The organism is uncultured Granulicatella sp., assembly GCF_963516875.1.
GTDB lineage: Bacteria > Bacillota > Bacilli > Lactobacillales > Aerococcaceae > Granulicatella.
Map to the genome: position 1 here is coordinate 126,635 of NZ_CAUQCL010000001.1, position 21,614 is coordinate 148,248.

The following is a 21,614-nucleotide window of genomic DNA, read 5'->3' on the forward strand; positions in this document are numbered from 1 at the left end:
CGCAAAGTTTTTTTCTTTTCTACTACGCAAATTGCGCATGATATAAATCAGCATAAATACCATTTTTCTTCAATAATTCCTCATGCATACCATCTTCTGCTAAACCATCCTCTGTTACTACAATAATGCGGTCTGCATGTTGAATCGTTGCTAGGCGGTGCGCAATAATAAAAGTCGTTCTTCCTTTTGCAAGTTCATCAAAGGATTGTTGAATGAATTTTTCCGTTTGCGTATCTAATGCACTTGTTGCTTCATCCAAAATTAAAATCGAAGGATTTTTTAAGAAAATACGAGCAATCGATAAGCGTTGTTTTTGTCCGCCGGATAGTTTTACTCCACGTTCTCCAATTTGAGTATCCAATCCGAACTCTAAATCATCGACAACTTCTCTTAATTTAGAACGCTCAATAGCTTCTTCTACTTCTTCATCCGTTGCATCTAATCGTCCATAAAGTACATTTTCACGAATTGTTCCATTAAATAAAAATACATCTTGTTGAACAACTCCAATTTGACGTCTTAACGATTGCATTGTAAAGTTTCGAATATCTTGTCCATCGATTAAAATTTCTCCCTCTTGTAATTCATAAAAACGAGGTAATAAATTCACCAATGTTGTTTTCCCTACACCAGAAGGGCCTACAAACGCAACGGTTTCTCCCTTCTTCACATCCATTGAAACATGTTCCAAGACTGCTTTATTTTCTTCATATCCAAAACTTACATTGCGATAAGAAATATCTCCTTCAAAATGAGGCGCTTCGATTGCATCAGGTCGATCTTGAATATCCGGTTCAATAGCCATTAATTCTTGATAACGACGGAATCCAGCAACTCCTTTTGGATATAATTCAATCATCGAATTCATTTTATCAATTGGTCGAACAAAGACATTTGCTAGTAAAATATAGCCCACTAATTCTCCCGCAGTAAGTTTGCCTGTAACGGTAAAATACGAACCAAGCATTAACGTAAATAAATTAATACTACGCATTAATAAATAATTAAACGAACTACTTGAACCCATTGTTTTATAAAACTGAATTTTATTCGTACGGTATTCTTGAATTAATCCTTCAAATAATTGCTGTTCATGTTCTTCATTGGCAAAAGCTTTTACCACTCGCATCCCACTTAAAACATTTTCCAAACCAGCAGAATAATGAGCTAGCCCTTTATAAATTTGACGATTAATGTTTGACATTTTTCGATTGAAAACTGCTAAAGCAATCGCTAAAAACGGAACAAATACAATTGTCCATAAAGCTAACGTAGGCTGAACTTGGTACATCAATACAAACGACCCGATTAACGTCATAATAGCGATAAATAATTCTTCAGGGCCATGATGCGCTAATTCACTAATATCAAATAAATCACTTGATAAACGGCTCAATAATTCACCAATTTTCATATTATCAAAAAATGAAAATGATTGTTTTTGGATATGCTCAAATAAATTTCTTCTCATATCCGTTTCTATATTAATTCCTAATAAATGCCCGAATGATACGACAATATAATTTAACACGGTAGAAGTCACATATAGAAGCACTAAACTAAATCCTACTACTAGGATAATTCCAACATTTTGTTGTGGTAACACTTCATCAATAACACGATGAACCATTACAGGAAAGGCTAATTCTAAAATTGCCACAATAACCGCACAAGTAAAGTCTAATAAAAATAATTTTCGATACGGTTTATAATATTTAATAAATTCTTTTAACATCTACTAACTCTCTCCTTTTGCATAATGCATACTACTCCAGTCTTTCCATTTATAAACTAAATGTCCATATAAAACTGTTAAAGCATTCGAAAGTAGCATCGCAATCCAAATCCCAGTTGCTCCCAACTCTGTCAGGCTTCCTAAGATCCAAATAATTGGTAAACGAGCCACCCATAAACGACCAATTGACATATTCATAGAATATTTTGTTGCACTACAACCTTGGAAAAATCCACTATAAGCAGAAAACATCCCCATAAAGAAGATAATGAATGCTGTGTAATATAAATATTCAACCGCACTATTCCAAAGAATCGTATCCGTTACATCTTTAATAAAAATATGAAGTAAAGCATCTTGCCACATAAAAATGGCGACACTTCCAAGTGCAGAAATGAGTAACACCCAAATCAATGCTCGTTTAAAAATCGCATGAGCCCGTTCAAATAAACCAGCTCCCATATTTTGACCAATGATAGCCGTCAAAGCAGATCCAATTCCCATTTGAGGTTGCGTTAAAATATCTGAAATACGGTTGACCATTGAATAAGCTGCAAGAACCGATGTGCCATAGGATTGAATTAATCCATTTAATACAGTAAACCCAAACGCAGCTCCTCCATATCCAAATGCAGAAGGCCATGCTACTTGTAAAATTTTACGAATAACGGACGTATCATAATCCACTTCATACAATGGAACATGAATAATAGATTCTTTTCTAGTAGCCATAATCACTAAAATCAATAATATAACTTTCGAAATCACCGTTGCCCAGCCAGCCCCTTCAATCCCAGCATTTAACCCAGGAATTTGAGTAAAAGGAATAGTCGCAAAAATAAATATCGGATCTAGTAGAACATTCGTGATAGATGAAATTGTACTGACCACTGTTATTACTCTCGTTCTACCTTGCGCATTCAGTAGTGCCTGATATCCAAAATAGGCAAAGTCAAAAAACAATCCAATAAAATTAATTTTCAAATATGAAGTGGATTTCTCATAAAAGACGCCACTGGCTCCCATCCATTCGACAAACTGACCTGCAAAAATATAGCCAACGGTCGACAATATAAACCCAAAAACAAACGTTAGCGCCATCGTATTCCACGTATATTTCTTCGCTAATTTTAAATCATTTGCTCCAAAATATTGCGCAATAAGAGCCGTTGCTCCGACACTAATTCCCAATCCAATTGAGATAAACAAAAAATTTAACGGCCAAATAAACGCAGTCGCCGCAAAATCTTCAGCAGACAACTGAGCTACATACAATCCATCCGTTAAATTATATAAAGTTCGAATTAAGTTATTAATCATTAAAGGAGTGGCAATCGTTAAAATGACTCGATTAATATTTCCACTCGTTATAAAATTTTTTGTATTCTTTCTCTCCATTTTAATCACCTTTAACAGTATACAAGATTTTGCAGGATTAAGGTAGTGTTATGGTAGTTCTATAAAATATAGAATAAAAAGAGAAATGGTTTTTTATAGTAGTAAACTCATGAAACCGCTGGGCTACTGCCGTCCTTTACGACTATATCAAAAAAATCCACATCACCTACGCTCCCTCATACGAACACGAAAAAAGAGAAATGGATTTTTCGCCGTAGCAAGAGCATTAGTAGCCATACCGATGGCTACTAATATTAGGAAACTTCGAGACCCTAGGCTCGAAGTTTAGCAATGAGACTCGCTTTTGCGTGTAGTGACCCCAAAAAGTTAGACTTTTTTGAGACGACTTTAGTCGTCTCTTTTTGATTCTTAAAATAAAATGTATGAATAACCCCCTAGGGGGTTGCGCCAATTTTTGGCACTTTTTTTCTCTATACTGAACAATGTATTCTATACTGAACAGGACTCATCCATCCCAATTTTTCTTTTATACGATCTTCATTGTAATATTTAATAAATCGTTCAATTTCATTTTTTAATTCTTCGTAACTATAAAATATTCTGCCGTAATAAATTTCTTGCTTAAGTATACTAAAGAAATTCTCCATTATTGAATTATCTAAACAAGTTCCTTTTCTAGACATACTTTGAAAAATTTTCCCATCCTTTAATCTAGAAGCATATTCGTCTAATTGATAAGCCCATCCTTGATCAGAATGAAATGTCCTCCTATAGATACAATCTGATGTTATTTTTATTGTTCTATCTAAAACATCAATAATATTTTTAACCGAAGGATGTTTAGTGATATTATAGCTTATAATTTCATTGTTAAACATATCCATAAATGGATCCAGATATAATTTGTGTAGTGTTTTTTTACCTTTATCATCTACTTCATAATACTTGAATTCTGTTGTATCTGTTGTAATTTTTTGATGTGGAATAGAAGTGTGAAATCTTCTTTTAATTCTATTAGGCGCAATAACTCCAACTGTGCCTTGATAAGAATTGAATTTTCTACTTTTACGTGTAAAGGATGTTACTTGTAATTTTAATTTTTGAATAATACGCTGAACTTTCTTTTTGTTAATACAATATCCTTGATTACGAAGTTCTGCATGAATTCTTCTATAACCATAATCTTTATGAACGTTACGAATTTCAAGTATTTTTTCTTCTATATCTTTATCTGGATTCTCTCTAGTAAAACGTTTTTGCCAGTACATAAAAGTTGATTTAGCCATACCAGCATATTCTAAAAGATCTTTTAATTTGTATTTTTCTCGGAGACTGTCAATGACTCTAGCCGTTCTTTCGTTTTTGCTTCGTCCTCTAAATTCAGTCTCCGCACTGCTTTTAAAAAGTCGTTTTCCATCCTTAGGTGATAATTTTCTTCTTCTAATTTTTTGAATGCTTCTTCACTTATATTCTTTTGTTTTTTTGGTTTTGATGGACGTTTTTGTTGATATTCCACTGTATATTCTCTACCTTCCTGAGGATTTCTTAAAGCTTCAGGACCATCTTTTTTATATTTTTTAACCCAAGAACCGATGACCCTATGATTTAAAATTCCATATTTTAAGCCTAATTTACTATAAGAACCATTTCCCTTCAAGTAGGATTCTACCACTAATAGTTTTAATTCAAAAGGGTATACACGTCCATTCTCCAAAACTTTTAATCCTTCATCGCCAAATTTTTTGTAGGCTTTTACCCAATAACCAATTTGCCTAGTAGATTTTAAACCAAATTTTTTACTTAAAATTTGATAGCCACCTTCTCCCCGAAGATATGCTTCCACAACTTTCTTCTTAAATTCAAAGTCATATTTAGCCATAAAAATACCGACCTCCAAAAGTTAGATTTTTGGTCCAACTTTTTGGGGTCGGTACAGCGAGGCTGCTTGCGTCCTTTGCTACCTCAGAAAATTCCATTTCTCGCTCATAACAAGAAAAAAAGGCCAAGCTTCGCTTGACCTTCCATTTACTTTTCTCGAAATTACTTTTTAGTTTCTTTGAAAACAACGTGTTTACGTAATTTTGGAGAATATTTTTTTAATTCTAAACGTTCTGGGTTGTTACGTTTATTTTTGCTTGTTAAGTATAAACGTTCACCTGTTTCAGCACATTCTAATAAAATGTTGATACGCATGAATGACACCTCTCATTTCCAAATAGATTCAATAACTCATCGATTTTTTTACGATTTGCCTGTTTATAATAACAAAATCCTAGACCTTTGTCAATGGCTCTACTACAAATTCCAAATAATTTGTTCCTCCGTAAAGTTTCAAAGTAACTTCTAGTCATTCGACAAATCTAATAATAATTTTCGTCTCTTATTCCGCTAATTTTCCCTTAATAGCTTCTACATAGTGATAAGTTTCATTTCCGGCAATCCCACCATCACCAACAGCTGTTGTAATTTGTCTTAAATGTTTTTGACGCACATCCCCTACTGCATAAATACCAGGAATACTTGTTTCCATTTTTTCATTTGTGACAATCCAGCCTTCTTCATTTGTAATACCTAAATCTTTAAATGGCTCTGTCAACGGTAATAAGCCAACATAAATGAATACTCCAGCTGCTTCTACTTGAGAAAGTTCTTGAGTTTGAGTATCTCTCAATGTAACATGAGTCACTTTTTGTTCGTCTCCTGAAATTTCTTCTACAGCTTTATTCCATAAAAAGTCCATTTTTTCATTCGCAAATGCTCGATCTTGTAAAATCTTTTGTGCACGCAACGCATCTCTACGATGAACTATCGTCACTTTATTGGCAAATTGTGTTAAATAAGTTCCTTCTTCAACTGCAGAGTCTCCTCCACCGATAACTAATAAATCACTACCTTTGAAGAAAGCTCCATCACACACCGCACAATAAGAAACGCCTCTTCCTGAATACTCTTCTTCTCCAGGAACTCCTAATTTACGGTGATAAGAACCAGTGGCAATCACTACTGCATAAGCGGCATATGATTTTTTACCAGCATGAACAATACGTAAATCTCCATCCACTTCAATGCCACTTACATTGCCATAAGCATATTCTGCACCAAATTGCATTGCACCTTTATACATATTATCAGCTAAATCTGGTCCACTAATATTTGAAAATCCTGGATAATTTTCTACATCAGAAGTATTTAATAACTCTCCTCCAGGAACTCCTTTTTCTAAAATTAATGTTTTTAAATTTGCACGTGAAGCATATAATGCTGCTGTCATTCCTCCAGGACCTGAACCAATAATAATCACATCATAAATTGTTCTTTCTTCCATTATCAAATCTCCTTTACCTTCAGTTATAAAAGAAGACTGAACAAAAACTACTGCTCTATTGCAATTTTTGTTGTTCAGTCTTTTTATGTTCTATTCTATTTTATTCTTTTTCAGCTGATTCAACAACTTTCTTGCTTGAAGATTTCCCTTCTAAACGATGTGCTAAATCAATAATATAATCTTTTAGTTCATTCTTAATTTCTGGATGCTCTAATCCAAACTCGATACTTGTTGTCATATAGCCAAGTTTATTTCCAACATCGTATCTTGTACCTTCAAATTTCTTCGCAAATACACGTTGTGTTTGATTTAATGTATCAATTGCATCTGTTAATTGAATTTCTCCACCAGCTCCTGGTTCTTGTTTTTCTAAAATATCAAAAATTTCAGGAGTTAATAAGTAACGTCCAATAATCGCTAAATTACTTGGTGCATCTTCTGGTTTTGGTTTTTCTACAAAATGACGAACATTATACATATTATCCGCTACTTTGCTTTCTGGTTCGATAATTCCATACTTATTCGTATCTTCCAGTGGAATTTCCATAACTGCAATATTTGAAGCATGAGTTTTTTCATACCCTTCAATTAATTGTCTTGTTAATGGTACTTCTGCTTTAACAATATCATCACCAAGCATTACGACAAATGGTTCTCCACCAATAAATGCTTTTGCTTGTAATACAGCATCTCCAAGTCCTTTAGGATAAGATTGACGAACAAAGTACAATTTAATTCCTGTTGTTTCTTGAACTAATTCAAGTAATTCAGTCTTTCCTTTTGCTTCCAAATTCGATTCTAATTCAATATTAGAGTCAAAGTGATCTTCAATTGGACGTTTACTCTTACCAGTAACAATTAAAATTTCTTCAATTCCTGAAGCTAATGCTTCTTCTACAATATACTGAATAGTTGGTTTATCTACAATTGGCAACATTTCCTTTGCCATTGCTTTTGTTGCTGGTAATAAACGTGTTCCTAATCCTGCCGCTGGAATAACAGCTTTTTTGACTTTTTTCATTGTGATACCTCCATTTGTTCTTGATGTGATTTTAATGAAACTTCAGATTTTCTTTCTCTTTCCATCAATTGCAAAATTTCTGCTTTAATATTTTTCCCATTATATAAAATATTGTACACAGCATTTGTAATCGGCATTTCAATTCCTTTTGACTGGGCTAATTTGTAAGCTGCTTTACATGTTTCAACACCTTCAACAACCATTCCCATATTTTCTAAAATATTCTCTAAAGATTTTCCTTGACCTAATTGATCCCCTGCACGCCAGTTTCTTGAGTGAACACTTGTACAAGTTACAATTAAATCGCCAACACCACTTAATCCAATAAATGTTAATGGATCTGCTCCGAACGCTACTCCTAATCGACTAATCTCTGTTAATCCACGAGTCATTAAAGCTGCTTTAGCGTTATCTCCATAGCCTAAACCATGTAAAGCACCCGCACCAACTGCAATGACATTTTTTAATGCCGCTCCTAATTCCACACCTATAACGTCCGTATTCGTATACACTCTGAAATACGAATTACTAAATAATTGTTGGACAATTTGTGCAGAAGATAATTCAGCACATGCAGCAGTAATGGTAGTTAAATCTTGTTTAGCAACTTCTTCTGCATGACTTGGTCCAGAAAGTACCACAATATCTTGGTACTTTTCTTTCGGTAATTCTTGTTTTAAAATTTCGGAAATTCTCAAATAACTCTCTTGTTCTAGTCCTTTACTAGCATGAATAATGACAGGATTTCCTTCTAATAAAGGTGCCACTTGTTTTGCTACTGAACGAATGACCTTAGTTGGCAGAACAAATAAAACAGCATTCACCCCTAATAGAGCTTTTGTTAAATTAGTCGTTGCATAAATTTCATCATTTAGAATAACTTCAGGTAAATATTGATGATTCATATGCTTTGTATTGATTTCTTCAATTTGAGAAGCATTATTTCCCCATAAACATACTTCATGACCATTATCTTGTAAAACCATAGCTAATGCTGTTCCCCAAGAACCTGCTCCTAAAATTGCAATTTTTTGTTTCATAAACTGACTCCTTTAAATCCATAAATCCGATGATTTTGGATCATCAACGGATACATAAGTAGGTCTCTGTGGATGGTTGCTTCTTTGCATCCATACCCAGACAATTGCACCAATTACTAAAATTAAAGATAATGCTTGAGAAACACGCAACACTCCAAATAACCATAAACTATCTGTACGCATTCCTTCAATGACAAAACGACCACATCCATACCAAATCAAATAAGTAGCCGCAATTTCCCCAACTTTAATAGGAGCTTTCTTTCTTAAGATAACTAATAAAATAACTCCTAAAGCTGACCATAATGATTCATATAAGAAAGTCGGATGATAATAAACACCATCAATATTCATTTGTTCAATAATAAAACTTGGTAAATGAAGATTTTCTAAAAATTGTCTCGTAACTTCCGCACCATGAGCTTCTTGATTCGTGAAATTTCCCCAACGTCCAATAGACTGCGCTAATAAAACAACTGGCGCTAAAATATCTAATAACAACGTAAAAGAAACTTCTTCCTTCTTACAAAACCAATACGTTGTTAAAGCTCCAGCAATTAATCCACCATAAATAGCGATACCACCTTCCCAAATTTTTATAATATCAATTGGGTTAGCAATATAATGTTTCCACTCAAACAAGACATAATAAAATCTTGCTCCTAAAAAAGCTAAAGGAATCGCCCAAAATACTAAATCAACTACAAAATCTTTACGAAATCCTTTTTTCGTTGCTTCTCTATCGGCTAAAGTTGCTGCAATATAAATCGCTGAAGCAATAATGATACCATACCAACGAACTTGTAAAGGTCCAATTTCGATTGCTATTGGATTAATCGTTTGAAGTAAAAATTCATTCATCTCTCATCCTCCTAACGTTGGCTGTTTTCAGCAATTAATTGCCCTAAACGCTCTTCGAATGTTTTTGTTGCATCATAGCCCATTTTTTTCGCACGGAAATTCATTGCTGCAACTTCTAAAATGATCGATACATTTCGACCAGTCTTAACAGGAATTCTCATTTTTGGAATTGTAACTCCCATAATTTCAGTTGGTTCAGCTGCTCCACCTAAACGATCATACTGTTTATCAGGTGTCCAGTTTTCTAAATGAACTAATAAATCCACTTGTTTCGAATCTAAAATTGCCCCAGCACCAAACAATGTCATTACATCAACAATCCCAATTCCACGAATTTCAATTAAATTATTTAAAATTTCAGGTGCTTCCCCTACAAGCGTTAATTCATCATGTTGGTATAATTCCACTCGGTCATCTGCTACGAGACGGTGACCTTTTTGAACTAATTCTAACGCCGTTTCAGATTTACCCACGCCACTTTCACCAGTAATTAACATCCCAATTCCATACACATCCACAAGTACTCCATGCATGGACATACGAGGGGCTAAGCGACTCTCTAAATAGTTTGTAACACTACTTGATACATGAGTCGTTCTTGAGCTTGCTTGTAAAATAGGAATTTTTGCTTCCTCAGCTGCTTGAACTAACTCTTCTGGTGGTAATAATTTTCTAGATATCACAAAACAAGGTGTTTCAGGAGTACATAATCGACGCATTGTTTTTAATCTTGTGCGTGAAGATAATTGCTCTGCAAAAGATAATTCTGTTCTTCCTAATAATTGAATTCTTTCTGCTGGATAAAAGTTAAAATATCCTGCTAATTCTAGTCCTGGTCTTGAAATTTCACTTGTAGTAATTTCTCTATCTAAATATTCTAAACCATGTAATGGTTTTAAATGCAGTTTTTCAGCAAGTTTTTCTATGGTTACGATTGATTTCATATCATCCCTCATTTTCTACTTATTCTATTCTATCATACCACATTTTTATACTTCTCGGGTAAATTCTATATCAAAACTTAATAGATTCTCTAATACTTTTCTAAGTCCAGATGACTGAAACAAAAAATGACTCTCCACAGTAGCTGTTTATTACTACTCATGAAAAGTCATTTTTATTCTAATAATATTCTTCTTCCTTGAAGAAATTTTCAACAAATTTTCTAAAAATATTTAATAACACACTAACAACGATTAACATCCAAAACGATGTCACGTGAATTCCTGGAACAATTCCCATCATTAACCAAAGTATTAGCGCATTAATAATTAACATAAACACACCAAAACTTGCTGCAATTAATGGAATAAAGGCAATCATCAAAATTGGTCTCACGACAACATTTAATATCGATAAAACAATCGCCGCAAACAAAGCTGATCCCCAATTAGTGACAACGAATTGAGGGAGCAATGCTGCAATGACCATAAATCCAACTGTGTTAATAGCGATTTTTCTTAAAAACATTTACCTAAAAGTCACTCCAATCAGAATCGTCTTCTTCTACTTTGCGAGCTTCTTTTCTTGGTCGATTGTAAGAATCATAATAATAGTTTTGATTTCTTGATCTTTTGTCTGATGGAATAATAATCGCTAGTAAAATATATAATAAGATTGGCATTCCTGACCATGTTAACAATACAAAGATGACTCTTAAAATACTTGCATCAACGTCTAAATATTCTGCAAGTCCACCTATAACCCCTGCTAGTATACGATTATCTTTAGAACGCATTAATTTTTTTCTTTTCATAATTTTCTCCTCTTTACGAATTTATCTCTATTGTACCGGATTTAATGTCACACTTCCAGTCGTTGTTTTCCCTGTAATTCTAACAGGAACTGTTTCTTTTTGTCTTCTTAAAACGACTAAATGACTTGTCACTGTTTTTTCATGTTTAATGACTTCATATTGTGCATCATCATAATGTAATTTCCCTAGTGATGTACTTAAAGCTGCTTCTAATTCTAATGATTCAGGCACGTCTAAATATACACTTCCATTTACGGTTTTAGCCATAATTTGTTTTGCATTTTGGGATACTTTCTTCACTTTAATAGAACCATTCACTGTTTTTAGTGTTGCACTTTCTGCTTCTGCATCAAAAATAATATTACCATTTGTTCCATCTAAAATGGAATCTTTGAATTGTCCATCCAATTGTTTAATCGTTCCGTTTTTACTTGTAAGTTCTAACATCGTTCCACTCACATTTTTAACAGAAACTTCTCCATTTTGTGATTCTGCATAAAAATCTTTCCCAGTGAAATCTTTCATACGAATCCCACTATTCAACCCTTTAACACTGACATAATCATACTCTTTTTCTGGGAAAACAAAGGTAACATCTGCGTAAACTTTTTTACTTGGGACGAAGAATTTAAATGTATCGTTCTCTAGACTAACATTCAATCGTTCATTAATATATTGTTCAATTTCTTCTTGCGTTTCAAATTCTTCATTTAATCGAAATTCTCCTTCAATCGTTACAGTTGACTGAGGAGCAGTTTTCATTTTGATATCACCATTTGCCACTTTAATTTCAATAATGCCAATTTCTCCAAATTCTTCTTCAAAGGCATATGAATGACTAGTTTTATAGAAAAATGGAGACATCGTTGAAAAGTTTGGATGATCTTTAATCGTCACACTTACATTACGTGCTGTTTCAGCAGCTGCTTTCGCAAATTGTCCTGCAAAGCGTCCAATGATTCCTCCTAACTGTGATAAAGAATCACTTGTTGTTTGTTGCCAATCTGTTTCTTCAATTTTTTGTTTGGCTTTTTTAATTTTTTCATCAAACTCTTCTTTTTTCAATCGTTTCATTTCATCTTGTGCTGCTTTTTTCTCTTCTTCTAAACTTCTTTGTTGAGAACGCAAGACTTCTAATTCTTCAGTGAGTCTTTGTAATTCCATTTCTTGTTCTACAGTTAGTTTATCAAGAGCTTTTGCTGAATGAAGTTCTTCGATTCTTTCTTCTTTTTGTTTCACTTGTTGAGTCACTTGATTTAATGTTTCAAATTCTTCATCAAATTCACTTGAAAAATTTGTGACAACAGATGCGATGCTGTCTAATACTGTATCAAATCGTTTTTCATCTTCTTTTTGGTAAGTGGATGCATCTTTTTTCTCTTGCTCACTCACTTTTGAAGCTTCACCTTGATTTTTTCCTAGCTCTTCTAATAAGGAAATCGCTTCTTGCGAGCTAATCACTCCTTTTTTTACTAAATCTAAAATACGTTCTTTTTCATTCATATCGGATTCCTCCATTTGTTTAACTAATTTCATTTACAAGTCTATTATGCCTTTTTCCATTTTAGATGTCATAGGTCTTAAGTTTGATTCTTAAAAATATATTTTTGTACAGAGTCTTCCCTTCTATGCTAAAATAAACCTACTATATTGGATGAATGTAAGGAGCCTTTATGACAATTGAGTTAAAACCACATGAAAGACTAGATAGATTAGAACGAGAAAATATTGATATTATCCAAAGTTCAGAAGTATTTTCCTTTTCAATTGATGCAGTATTATTAAGTGACTTTGCTACTATCCCTCAGCAAAGAAAAGCAACAATTGTAGACTTATGTACAGGAAATGGAGTCGTCAGCTTTTTACTCAGTGCTAAAACGAACAATAAAATTCTTGGCGTTGAATTACAAGAAGCCTTATGTGATATGGCAAATCGAACCATTCAACTCAATCAATTAGAAGAAAAAGTAGAAATAATCCAAGCAGATGTTCGAGAAATTACAACGATTCTAAAGAAAGACTCCATCGATTACATCACGTGTAATCCTCCTTATTTTAAATTACAAGAACAAGCGCTCGTCAATCAAAAAGAAGCTTTCACCATTGCTCGTCATGAAATTCATTTACCATTAGAAGAATTGCTACAAAATATATCCGGATTACTAAAGATGAAAGGCAAAGCCTTTATTGTTCATCGTCCAGATCGTCTGACCGACATTTTAACAACGGCAAGACAATACCGACTAGAGCCAAAACGGATTCAGTTCATTCATCCTAAAGAAGGAAAAGAAAGTAATATTGTCCTAGTTGAATTTATAAAAGATGGGCAACCAGGTGGCGTTCGTATTTTACCACCGATTACTATTTTTGATGAAAATAATCAATATACGGATAAATTAAAAGAAGTATTATGGGGTTAATGAGATGGGAACACATTTTATATATATTGCCTTATGCAAGGATAACACTTTATACACAGGATATACGACAAACGTAGAAAAAAGAATCATGGCTCATAATAACGGAACAGGGGCTAAATATACAAAAACAAGACGTCCTATTACCCTATTATATGCCAAAGAATATGCTACAAAATCCGAAGCGCTGAAAGCAGAATATGCTTTTAAACAACAAACACGTAGCCAAAAAATAAACTATCTAACCAGCCAAGGTGTGAAAATTAGAAAAACAGCCAAGCCTATCATTCAATTATTACAACAGGAGGAACTGTCATGAGACAAAAAAGTTTTGAAGAATCCCCTTATGGAAAGTTATACTTAATTCCTACTCCTATTGGGAATTTAGACGATATGACTTTTCGTTCCATTAAAACATTACAAGAAGTCGATTTTATTCTTTCAGAGGACACAAGACATACTCAGAAATTATTAAATCATTTTGAAATCCAAACTCCACAAAAAAGTTTCCATGAACATAACACACAGGAACGAATTCCTTCTGTTATCGAATGGTTAAAAGAAGGAAAAAATATTGCTCAAGTCAGTGATGCCGGAACTCCTTCGATTAGTGATCCAGGATTTGAACTTGTTCAAGCTTGTATTCAAGAAGGAATTACTGTTATTCCATTACCGGGTGCTAATGCTGCGATTACTGCACTGATTGCATCTGGATTAGTTCCTCAACCATTTTATTTTTATGGATTTCTTCCTAGAAAGAAAAAAGATCGAGTGGCTGAGTTAACAGCTTTATCGAGTCATAGCGAAACGGTAATTTTATATGAGTCTCCTTATCGATTAGAGGATTGTTTTAGTCTTATTGCTCAAGTTTATGGTGAAGAAAAAGAAGTCGTTTTATGTCGAGAATTGACGAAAAAGCATGAAGAATTTATTCGTGGAACTGCTTTAGAATTGAAAACACTGTGTGAGGAAGAAGAATTGAAAGGCGAATGTTGTATTTTAATTGGGACTACTCGTCCTGATGAGGTAACAACGAGTGTTGCTACGGAAGAGACTTCTTCTTGCGAACATTTAAGTTTAGAAGAACAAGTCCAATGGGCAATGGAACACCAACAACTTTCTCAAAAAGATGCCATTAAATGGGTGGCAAAACAGAACCAACTAAAAAAACAAGACGTTTATAAGTTGATTCACCAAGAATAAACGGAAATAAAACCTAGAACAGACTTCCTTTAGTTGCAAGGTCGCCAGCAGCCAGCTAATGCTGTCTCATGGCTAAATTTCGAGCCCTGGTCTCGAAATTTCCCTATAATATTATCCAATATACCTATCGGATAATATTATTTTTGCTACTAAAAAAAGTCTGTTCTAGTTTTTATTATTTTTGTTCATCTTTTACACAAATACTGAAAAATTCGCACTACTAAATTTTTGTCAATTATCCGTATCCGTATCTATCATTCCTGCTTTTTTCACGGAAGTCAATATATTCCCTATCTTATTTTCTTTGTCATCTTAAGTACTTTTTTGGAACAGTAAAAATACAGAAAAAGCTTTTTAGTAGCATTAGTAAAATAATCCAATATAACTATTGGATTATTTTACAGGGAGAATTCGAGACTGTGGCTCGAATTCTAGCCATGAGACTCGCATAGCGAGGCTGCTGGCGACCTTGCAACTAAAAAGCTTTTTCTGTATTTTTATTCATAGTCGTTGGTACACATTATACAAATTGATAAATAGTAATAAAATCATCAATAAATGGTAACAAGTTAGTACTTGTTGGTGGGTTAATTTCTTTTGAATTTTTGTCCCAAAATATCCACCTAGAAATGCAAAAACAATAATCAAAATCACTAAAAAACCATTCCACTCAATCTGTTGCAAATGCGTCACAATCGAACCCATTTTCATAATTTGCGCAAAGAAAATCATTTGAATCGAATAAAATGCTGCTTCTTTTGATTTCATTGAAAAGAAATATAATAACAGCACAATATTCAAAGGTCCTCCGCCAATTCCAAGGAAAACAGATACTAAACCTACACCCCATCCTAAAACCATAATCCCAAGTAAATGATTTAAGGAGTGCGTCGAAATTTTTTCTTGGAAAAAAGCATACACAATAATCCCCACAAGAATGATTACTAACAAAATCGATTGAGATAAACTTACGAATCGATTCCCCCAATATTGTAAAGCCATCTGAAAAATTTGTTCCCCAGATAATCCGCCTATAATCGATCCTATCGAAAGTCCCATAGAAATTTTTCGCTGACTATTTTTTACATCATCCCATCTTTTATAGAGCGACACGATACACATGGAAAATACTGCAATTGTCGAATACACACTAATCATCGCTGCTTGATCTAACCCAACAAAATCAAAAGCCGGTTTAATAATAATTCCTCCACCTAATCCCGTTATTGCGCCAATAAAGGTCGCAATCCAGACGATGATGCTATAAATTGCTACGTACATATGATCCCTCCTCAAAACGGACACAACGAAATCCCATATGACTTGTTGTAGACGTTACAAAGGCGCCATTTCTAGCAGCTACTCGATATCGATTACAATAGGAACAATGACATAAAAATGATCCCCCACGAATCGCAAATTCTCCACTAGGTTTTATTGAATCCAAGGAAATTCTCTCTTCTACTAAAGGTAAAACAATACCTCTTGGATGACTACACCATTCCCAAACATTTCCAATCATTTGATACAATCCAAAATCATTTGGTTCAAATGAATACACAGGAGCTGTTCCTACAAATCCATCTAATGCGTCATTGACATTTGGAAAATCTCCTTGCCATGTATTCGCACGATATCCTGATTCAGGTACTAACTCCTCTCCCCAAGGATAAGTACTTGTACTCATTGCTCTAGCTGCATATTCCCATTGCACTTCCGTTGGCAATTGCACCTTTGCCCATCGACAATACACAATAGCATCTTCTAATGCAATATGAACGACTGGATGATCTTCAATACCCTCTATACTAGACCCTTCTCCAAACGGCTGTGCCCAATGAGCGTTTGGCACAACTTTCCACCAAGGAGAGCCTGTTACATGAGGATAATTCTCCCTTTTTTCCTCAGGCAACAATAAATGAAATACATAGGAATCTCCTAATCTTTCTGCTAAAGTTTGATAACCAGTGGCTTGTACAAATTCTAAAAATTCTGCATTTGTCACCGGAGTTTTTGCCATTTCAAATGCATGAACTTCTTTTTCAACAGCTGGACCTTCATAATCTTCTACAAATCCTTGATGAGTAGAATCTCCCATTAAGAATTTCCCTGCTGGTATTTGAACAAATTCCATTATGCTTCCTCCTTATAAAGAGTCGCACGAATCGCTTCTACTGGCACTTGATGTAATTGTCCATCTTTTACAAATCCTTCCGGACGATTTTGTAAATATTGCACTAGTTTCGCTGTTAACTCTTCAATAACTGGAGCATAACTTTCTTCTGTTATTAAATTCTTCATTTCATTTGGATCCGTTGGCATATGGAATAATTGGTATTCATCTTTTACAGGATACCAAATGAACTTCCAATCTTGAGTTAAGACAAATTGACAAGAATCGACTCCCTTACTATGTTCCCCATGGAAATCTTGTCTCCACCCTTCATAATGCCCAAACAATAATTGCTTCACACTCTTTCCATCCACTTCTACATGTTCTCCAAGCGCTAAATCAACTAATGAAGGGAAAATATCTTGTAATTTTACTAATTGCTTAATTGTTTTATGACTGGCTGCAATGATATTTCCTGGATCATAAATAAATGATGGAACTTTAATACTTCCTTGATAAGGATAGGCTTTTCTAAATAAATAATGTTCTCCTAATTGATCCCCATGATCGGATACAAACCAAATAATCGTATTTTTATCTAAATCAAATTCTTCCAACGCTGTTAAGAAACGGCTAATTTGATTATCAATATGAGAAACTAAGCCATAATAAGCTGCTAACATTCTTTTTTGAGCGTCTGGTTTTAATTTTCCACGATGAGCATATAAGTCTGGAATTTTTTCTTCTAGTCGTTCCCAGTTTCCAATATGCAAATCTGTTTCATCTGGCAATGCATCCATATATAAATCATAAAAATATTTTGGTGGATTTAAAGGTGCATGTGGTTTTTCAAATGACATTTTTAAGAAAAATGGCACAGAAGGATCTCTACGTTTTAAAAATTGAATTGACTCGCTTACTACCCAGTTCGTTGGATGATATTTTTCTGGCAATTCCCAAGGACGAACATCCCACGAATTACAATTGACACCATCATCAATCATATCAATATCGTGACCTAATTCTTTTTTCAAAAATTCTAAATAATCACTAGAAGCTTCAAAATTCTGTCCATAAGCTTTGTCATATTTTCGATCGACATGTAAATATCCATCATGTAATACTACGTGATCAAATCCCATTCTTTTTCTTGATGGGTAAACGTGCATTTTCCCAATACACTCTGTTTGGTATCCCCAATCTCTAAACGTTTGAGGTAATGTATTCGTATAATTCCAAGGAACTTCATCTTCATACCCTACACGACCGGTAGAAGACTGATCCATTCCGGTTAATAGGGCTGCACGTGCTGGTACACAACTCGGAACAGGAGAATAGGCTTGTTCGAAATTATATCCTAAAGAAGCCATCATATCTAAAGTTGGTGTTATCGCAAAATGGTTTGGATCATTAAAAGATAGTGCATCGGCTCTCATTTGATCCACCATTAATAAAATAACATTTGGTTTTTGTTTCATATCTTTCACTCCCATTTCTTACGTATTTTTATTATAAACGATTGTATTTTTTATAGAAAGGTTAACCTTGCATAATATATTGCTTCATTTTATCAAGATATTGTTTTCTTTTAAAAAAAACGAATACTAGCAACTGATGCATTTTCTAATAGTAGCAAGGTCGCCAGCAGCCAGCTTATGCTGTCTCATGGCTAAAATTTGAGCCTGGGTCTCAAATTTCACCTGTAATATAAGCCGTTGCACGGTTTATATTACTTTTGCTACGGAGAAAATGCATCAGTTCCTAGTATTCTACGTCATTTACATATCAACCAAATATCATGATAGAACCTAGAATAACAGACTAAAAAACACTTTTCCCGTAGCAGTAGTAATATAAGCCATACTGGCTTATATTACAGGAAACTTCGAGACCTAGGCTCAAAGTTTAGCAATGAGACTCGCTTTTGCGAGGCTGCTTGCGTCCTTGCTACTAATCGAAAAGTATTTTTTAGTCTGTTATTCTATTACTGTTTTTCACTAAATAAAATTTCGGTACAAAACATGCAGTTTTCATCATTATCACGACGTTTTCCATAATAAAAATTACAAATATGGAAGCCTTGGTCGTAAATATTTTCCAAATTAATTAATGACTGACTACGTTTTTTCTTTTGTTCCACCTGCTCGTTTGATTGATCCGTGGGAACAGATTCGTCGATGGTATCTAATCGTTCTTTTAAGTGAAGATTTTCCATCGTTAAGTTATGATTTTCTTCAATGACTACTTGTAATTCTTGACTAATTTCTTCTAACAATTCTAATTGCTGATGAACTTGTCTTTTTAATTGTTCTACTCGGTCATATAATTGACGATTCGTCATACCATCTCTCCTTTCTTACTTAGGAATCATTAATACCCATTGTTCCAGGGCTGCTTGTATTCCTACATTTGATTGAACTTTTTCTAAAACTCTACTCGTCTTTTCATGTAATTCAATCCATTTTTGTACAGATAACTGATTCGCAATTGTTTGTAACGTAGCTGCTTTATCTTTTTGAATGATTTGCTTGTTGGCACCTATAGCCATATAAAGAGAATCTCTCACATAAATGGATAACAATTCTAAAAACCGTTGACCTTCAGCCTTTGAAGTTAGTAACGGCATCATTTGTGACTGAATCGTTACAAATGCCATTGAACGATTTTGGAATACTCGTGTATACCATTGCCAGCTATCTTGACGCAATTGTTGGAATGATTCACTGTTGGCTAATTCTAATGCCTCATCCAAATCACTTGTCAGTGTCGCTAATAAACGAGAAACAGAAGGGATTACTCCTGCTTCTTCTAATCGATTCGTTAAAGTATCCATAACAGGCGTTGCAAAATGAATAATTTGACAACGAGATTGAATCGTTGGTAATACTTTGCTAAGTCGGCTTGTTAATAATAAAAATAATATCGAAGACTCTGGTTCTTCTAGAAATTTTAACAGACTGTTCGCTGCTCCAGTCGTTAATGTATCCACATCATGGATGATACATACTTTCATATGCCCTTCCATTGCGGTCTTGGATAATTGTTGTTTCAATTCTCTCATTTGGTCTACTTTTAATGTCTGTCCATCTGGAGTAATCTCCATAACATCAGGGAAATTTCCCTCATCAATTCTTCGACAATAATCACACTTTAGACAAGGTTCTTCGTGAGTGTCACGCTCTTGGCAAAAAACTAATTTTGCAAGAAATAGAGCTAGTTCTCTTTTCCCAACACCTTGCATTCCTTCAAATAAATACGCATGACCTAAACGATTTTTTTGAACTGCATGAATAAAAGATTGCTTCAACATCTTCATACTAGAAACGATAGAAAGCATCTACTGGAACAACAAATACTGTTGCACCACCTACACGAATTGGAACCGGCATTGACATTCCTGCTTCTAATGTTGTATCCAAGTGTACTGGAGGAGTTGTTAATTGTTCTCTTGATTCACAGTTTTCACGAATAATTGATAAGACTTCTTCTACACGCTCTTCTTCAATTCCCACTAAGAATGTTGTGTTTCCTGCTCGTAAAAATCCACCTGTTGTAGATAAACGAGTAGCACGAATATTTGCATTTGCAAACTCATCGCTTAATAAATGACTATCTTTGTCTTGTACGATTGCAATAATTAATTTCATATTATCTCTCTCCATTCGTAAAATATTCTGGATAACGTTCTACTAAAGCTGTTAAACATTCTTGCACAACTTCATCCACTGTTTTTGTTGCATCAATTTGGATAAAACGTTCAGGATCTGTTGGAATAATATCCAAATATCCTTGGCGAACCATTTTGTGGAATTGTAATCCCTCTTGATCTAAACGGTCAAATTGACGATTTCCTTTTGCTAAATGAATTCTTTCTAATCCAATTTCAGCTGGAACATCTAAATATAATGTCACATCTGGTGTTTTTCCTGCTGTTGCAAATTGATTTAATTGATACACTTCTTCAACACCAATTCCCCGAGCTACCCCCTGGTAAACTAATGAACTATCTACAAATCGGTCGCAAAATACAATGCCACCTTTTTCTAAATTCGGTAAAATTCGATCCGTTAAATGTTGTCTTCTTGCAGCCGCATATAAAATTGCTTCTGTTCGAATATCCATTTCTACATTTTGAACATCTAAAATAATTTGTCGAATATCTTCTGCAATTCGACTTCCTCCAGGTTCTCGAGTAGAAGTAATGGTCACATTTGTTCGTTCTTCTAATAATGGAATAAGCTTTTCAATCACAGTTGTTTTTCCTGCTCCATCTGGGCCTTCCATCGTAATAAATAATCCCGGCACAATACTCCTCCTAGTTTCGCAAATTCTATTTCATTTTATCATATTTTCCAATGAACTTAAATTCAAAATTCAAGATTCTAGCGAAAAACGAAAACCTGAGAATTAGCCGCTACATAGAAAACTGCTCTATTTATCAACTTCACCTTGCCACTCATTCATTCCACCCGTAACATTAGTCACATCAAATCCTTGCGCTTCCAAAAATTCACACGCTCTACCTGAACGTCCACCTGCTTGACAAACGACATAATAAGATTGATTTTTATCTAAATTCGTATAAATTGTACCTAATTCACTTAATGGGAAATTGTCTGCTCCCGGAATATGTCCAGCTTGATATTCATCCTTTTCACGAACATCAATTAAAACGACTTCCTCTAATTGTTTAACTGTTTGAAATTCTGTTGCTGAAATACTTTTCATCTTCCTAACCCCTTGCTTCTATTTTCTCTAATTTTAACATATAACCTATACTTGTC

23 protein-coding genes and 1 pseudogene are annotated in these 21,614 nt (G+C 34.2%); 3 read left to right on the top strand and 21 right to left on the bottom strand.

Going from position 1 to position 21,614, the window contains the following annotated elements; genetic code table 11:
• Positions 1–22: 22 nt before the first annotated feature.
• From RWM24_RS00580 to RWM24_RS00640, 13 genes and pseudogenes are all read right to left on the bottom strand, one after another.
• Positions 23–1,735 carry an ABC transporter ATP-binding protein gene (locus tag RWM24_RS00580; RefSeq protein WP_314110588.1) on the bottom strand — a complete coding sequence of 571 codons (1,713 nt, stop codon included), beginning with the start codon at positions 1,733–1,735 and terminating at the stop codon, positions 23–25.
• A gap of 3 nt (positions 1,736–1,738) precedes the next feature.
• Positions 1,739–3,133 carry an MATE family efflux transporter gene (locus RWM24_RS00585; protein ID WP_314110590.1) on the bottom strand — a complete coding sequence of 465 codons (1,395 nt, stop codon included), beginning with the start codon at positions 3,131–3,133 and terminating at the stop codon, positions 1,739–1,741.
• Between the two features lie 431 nt (positions 3,134–3,564).
• Positions 3,565–4,548, bottom strand: a complete 984-nt coding sequence (locus RWM24_RS00590; RefSeq protein WP_314110676.1) for an IS3 family transposase — start codon at positions 4,546–4,548, stop codon at positions 3,565–3,567.
• A 92-nt stretch (positions 4,549–4,640) separates the two neighbouring features.
• Positions 4,641–4,973: pseudogene (locus tag RWM24_RS08335) on the bottom strand (helix-turn-helix domain-containing protein); the annotation flags it as partial.
• A 161-nt stretch (positions 4,974–5,134) separates the two neighbouring features.
• A complete protein-coding gene (gene rpmG / locus RWM24_RS00600) occupies positions 5,135–5,287 on the bottom strand; it encodes a 50S ribosomal protein L33 (RefSeq protein WP_005607156.1) in 153 nt (50 codons plus the stop codon).
• A 187-nt stretch (positions 5,288–5,474) separates the two neighbouring features.
• A complete protein-coding gene (trxB, locus tag RWM24_RS00605; protein WP_314110592.1) occupies positions 5,475–6,419 on the bottom strand; it encodes a thioredoxin-disulfide reductase in 945 nt (314 codons plus the stop codon).
• A gap of 100 nt (positions 6,420–6,519) precedes the next feature.
• Complete coding sequence (gene galU, locus RWM24_RS00610) at positions 6,520–7,440, bottom strand: UTP--glucose-1-phosphate uridylyltransferase GalU (RefSeq protein WP_314110595.1); 921 nt, start codon at positions 7,438–7,440, stop codon at positions 6,520–6,522.
• Positions 7,437–8,480: an NAD(P)H-dependent glycerol-3-phosphate dehydrogenase gene (locus RWM24_RS00615; protein ID WP_314110596.1), complete on the bottom strand. Its 1,044-nt coding sequence runs from the start codon at positions 8,478–8,480 to the stop codon at positions 7,437–7,439. Before RWM24_RS00615 ends, galU begins: the two co-directional genes overlap by 4 nt.
• Positions 8,481–8,492: 12 nt before the next feature.
• Positions 8,493–9,341, bottom strand: coding sequence for a prolipoprotein diacylglyceryl transferase (gene lgt / locus RWM24_RS00620; RefSeq protein ID WP_314110598.1), 849 nt, complete (start codon positions 9,339–9,341; stop codon positions 8,493–8,495).
• Positions 9,342–9,352: 11 nt separating this feature from the next.
• Positions 9,353–10,285, bottom strand: coding sequence for an HPr(Ser) kinase/phosphatase (gene hprK / locus RWM24_RS00625; protein WP_314110600.1), 933 nt, complete (start codon positions 10,283–10,285; stop codon positions 9,353–9,355).
• Between the two features lie 178 nt (positions 10,286–10,463).
• Positions 10,464–10,811, bottom strand: coding sequence for a phage holin family protein (locus tag RWM24_RS00630; RefSeq protein ID WP_006703435.1), 348 nt, complete (start codon positions 10,809–10,811; stop codon positions 10,464–10,466).
• Between the two features lie 4 nt (positions 10,812–10,815).
• A complete protein-coding gene (locus tag RWM24_RS00635) occupies positions 10,816–11,097 on the bottom strand; it encodes a PspC domain-containing protein (protein WP_314110603.1) in 282 nt (93 codons plus the stop codon).
• Between the two features lie 27 nt (positions 11,098–11,124).
• A complete protein-coding gene (locus RWM24_RS00640) occupies positions 11,125–12,600 on the bottom strand; it encodes a DUF4097 family beta strand repeat-containing protein (protein WP_314110605.1) in 1,476 nt (491 codons plus the stop codon).
• Positions 12,601–12,770: 170 nt separating this feature from the next.
• Here RWM24_RS00640 and RWM24_RS00645 point away from each other — a divergent pair, with 170 nt between their 5' ends.
• Genes RWM24_RS00645 through rsmI form a run of 3 tightly spaced genes read left to right on the top strand, consistent with a single transcriptional unit; the run spans position 12,771 to position 14,717 of the window.
• The gene (locus RWM24_RS00645) at positions 12,771–13,517 is read left to right on the top strand and encodes a tRNA1(Val) (adenine(37)-N6)-methyltransferase (RefSeq protein WP_314110606.1); all 747 of its coding nucleotides are present in this window, start codon (positions 12,771–12,773) and stop codon (positions 13,515–13,517) included.
• Positions 13,518–13,521: 4 nt separating this feature from the next.
• Positions 13,522–13,833, top strand: coding sequence for a GIY-YIG nuclease family protein (locus tag RWM24_RS00650; RefSeq protein ID WP_314110608.1), 312 nt, complete (start codon positions 13,522–13,524; stop codon positions 13,831–13,833).
• On the top strand, positions 13,830–14,717 hold the full coding sequence (rsmI, locus tag RWM24_RS00655) for a 16S rRNA (cytidine(1402)-2'-O)-methyltransferase (protein WP_314110610.1): 888 nt from the start codon (positions 13,830–13,832) through the stop codon (positions 14,715–14,717). The genes RWM24_RS00650 and rsmI overlap by 4 nt, the downstream gene beginning before the upstream one ends.
• Before the next feature lie 501 nt (positions 14,718–15,218).
• Here the strand turns inward: rsmI and RWM24_RS00660 are convergent.
• From RWM24_RS00660 to RWM24_RS00695, 8 genes are all read right to left on the bottom strand, one after another.
• Entirely contained in the window at positions 15,219–15,998 is a 780-nt protein-coding gene (locus RWM24_RS00660; protein WP_314110612.1) for a sulfite exporter TauE/SafE family protein, read from the bottom strand.
• Positions 15,979–16,851: a formylglycine-generating enzyme family protein gene (locus tag RWM24_RS00665; RefSeq protein ID WP_314110614.1), complete on the bottom strand. Its 873-nt coding sequence runs from the start codon at positions 16,849–16,851 to the stop codon at positions 15,979–15,981. Before RWM24_RS00665 ends, RWM24_RS00660 begins: the two co-directional genes overlap by 20 nt.
• A complete protein-coding gene (locus tag RWM24_RS00670) occupies positions 16,851–18,308 on the bottom strand; it encodes an arylsulfatase (protein ID WP_399539140.1) in 1,458 nt (485 codons plus the stop codon). The genes RWM24_RS00665 and RWM24_RS00670 overlap by 1 nt, the downstream gene beginning before the upstream one ends.
• Positions 18,309–18,814: 506 nt before the next feature.
• Positions 18,815–19,171 carry an initiation control protein YabA gene (locus RWM24_RS00675; protein ID WP_006703426.1) on the bottom strand — a complete coding sequence of 119 codons (357 nt, stop codon included), beginning with the start codon at positions 19,169–19,171 and terminating at the stop codon, positions 18,815–18,817.
• A 15-nt stretch (positions 19,172–19,186) separates the two neighbouring features.
• Positions 19,187–20,140: a DNA polymerase III subunit delta' gene (gene holB / locus RWM24_RS00680; RefSeq protein ID WP_314110619.1), complete on the bottom strand. Its 954-nt coding sequence runs from the start codon at positions 20,138–20,140 to the stop codon at positions 19,187–19,189.
• A 7-nt stretch (positions 20,141–20,147) separates the two neighbouring features.
• Positions 20,148–20,477 (bottom strand): cyclic-di-AMP receptor, encoded by a 330-nt coding sequence (locus tag RWM24_RS00685; protein WP_227930835.1) that lies wholly within the window; start codon positions 20,475–20,477, stop codon positions 20,148–20,150.
• Position 20,478: 1 nt separating this feature from the next.
• The gene (gene tmk / locus RWM24_RS00690; protein ID WP_314110620.1) at positions 20,479–21,135 is read right to left on the bottom strand and encodes a dTMP kinase; all 657 of its coding nucleotides are present in this window, start codon (positions 21,133–21,135) and stop codon (positions 20,479–20,481) included.
• Positions 21,136–21,261: 126 nt separating this feature from the next.
• Complete coding sequence (locus RWM24_RS00695) at positions 21,262–21,558, bottom strand: rhodanese-like domain-containing protein (protein ID WP_314110622.1); 297 nt, start codon at positions 21,556–21,558, stop codon at positions 21,262–21,264.
• Positions 21,559–21,614 lie beyond the last annotated feature (56 nt).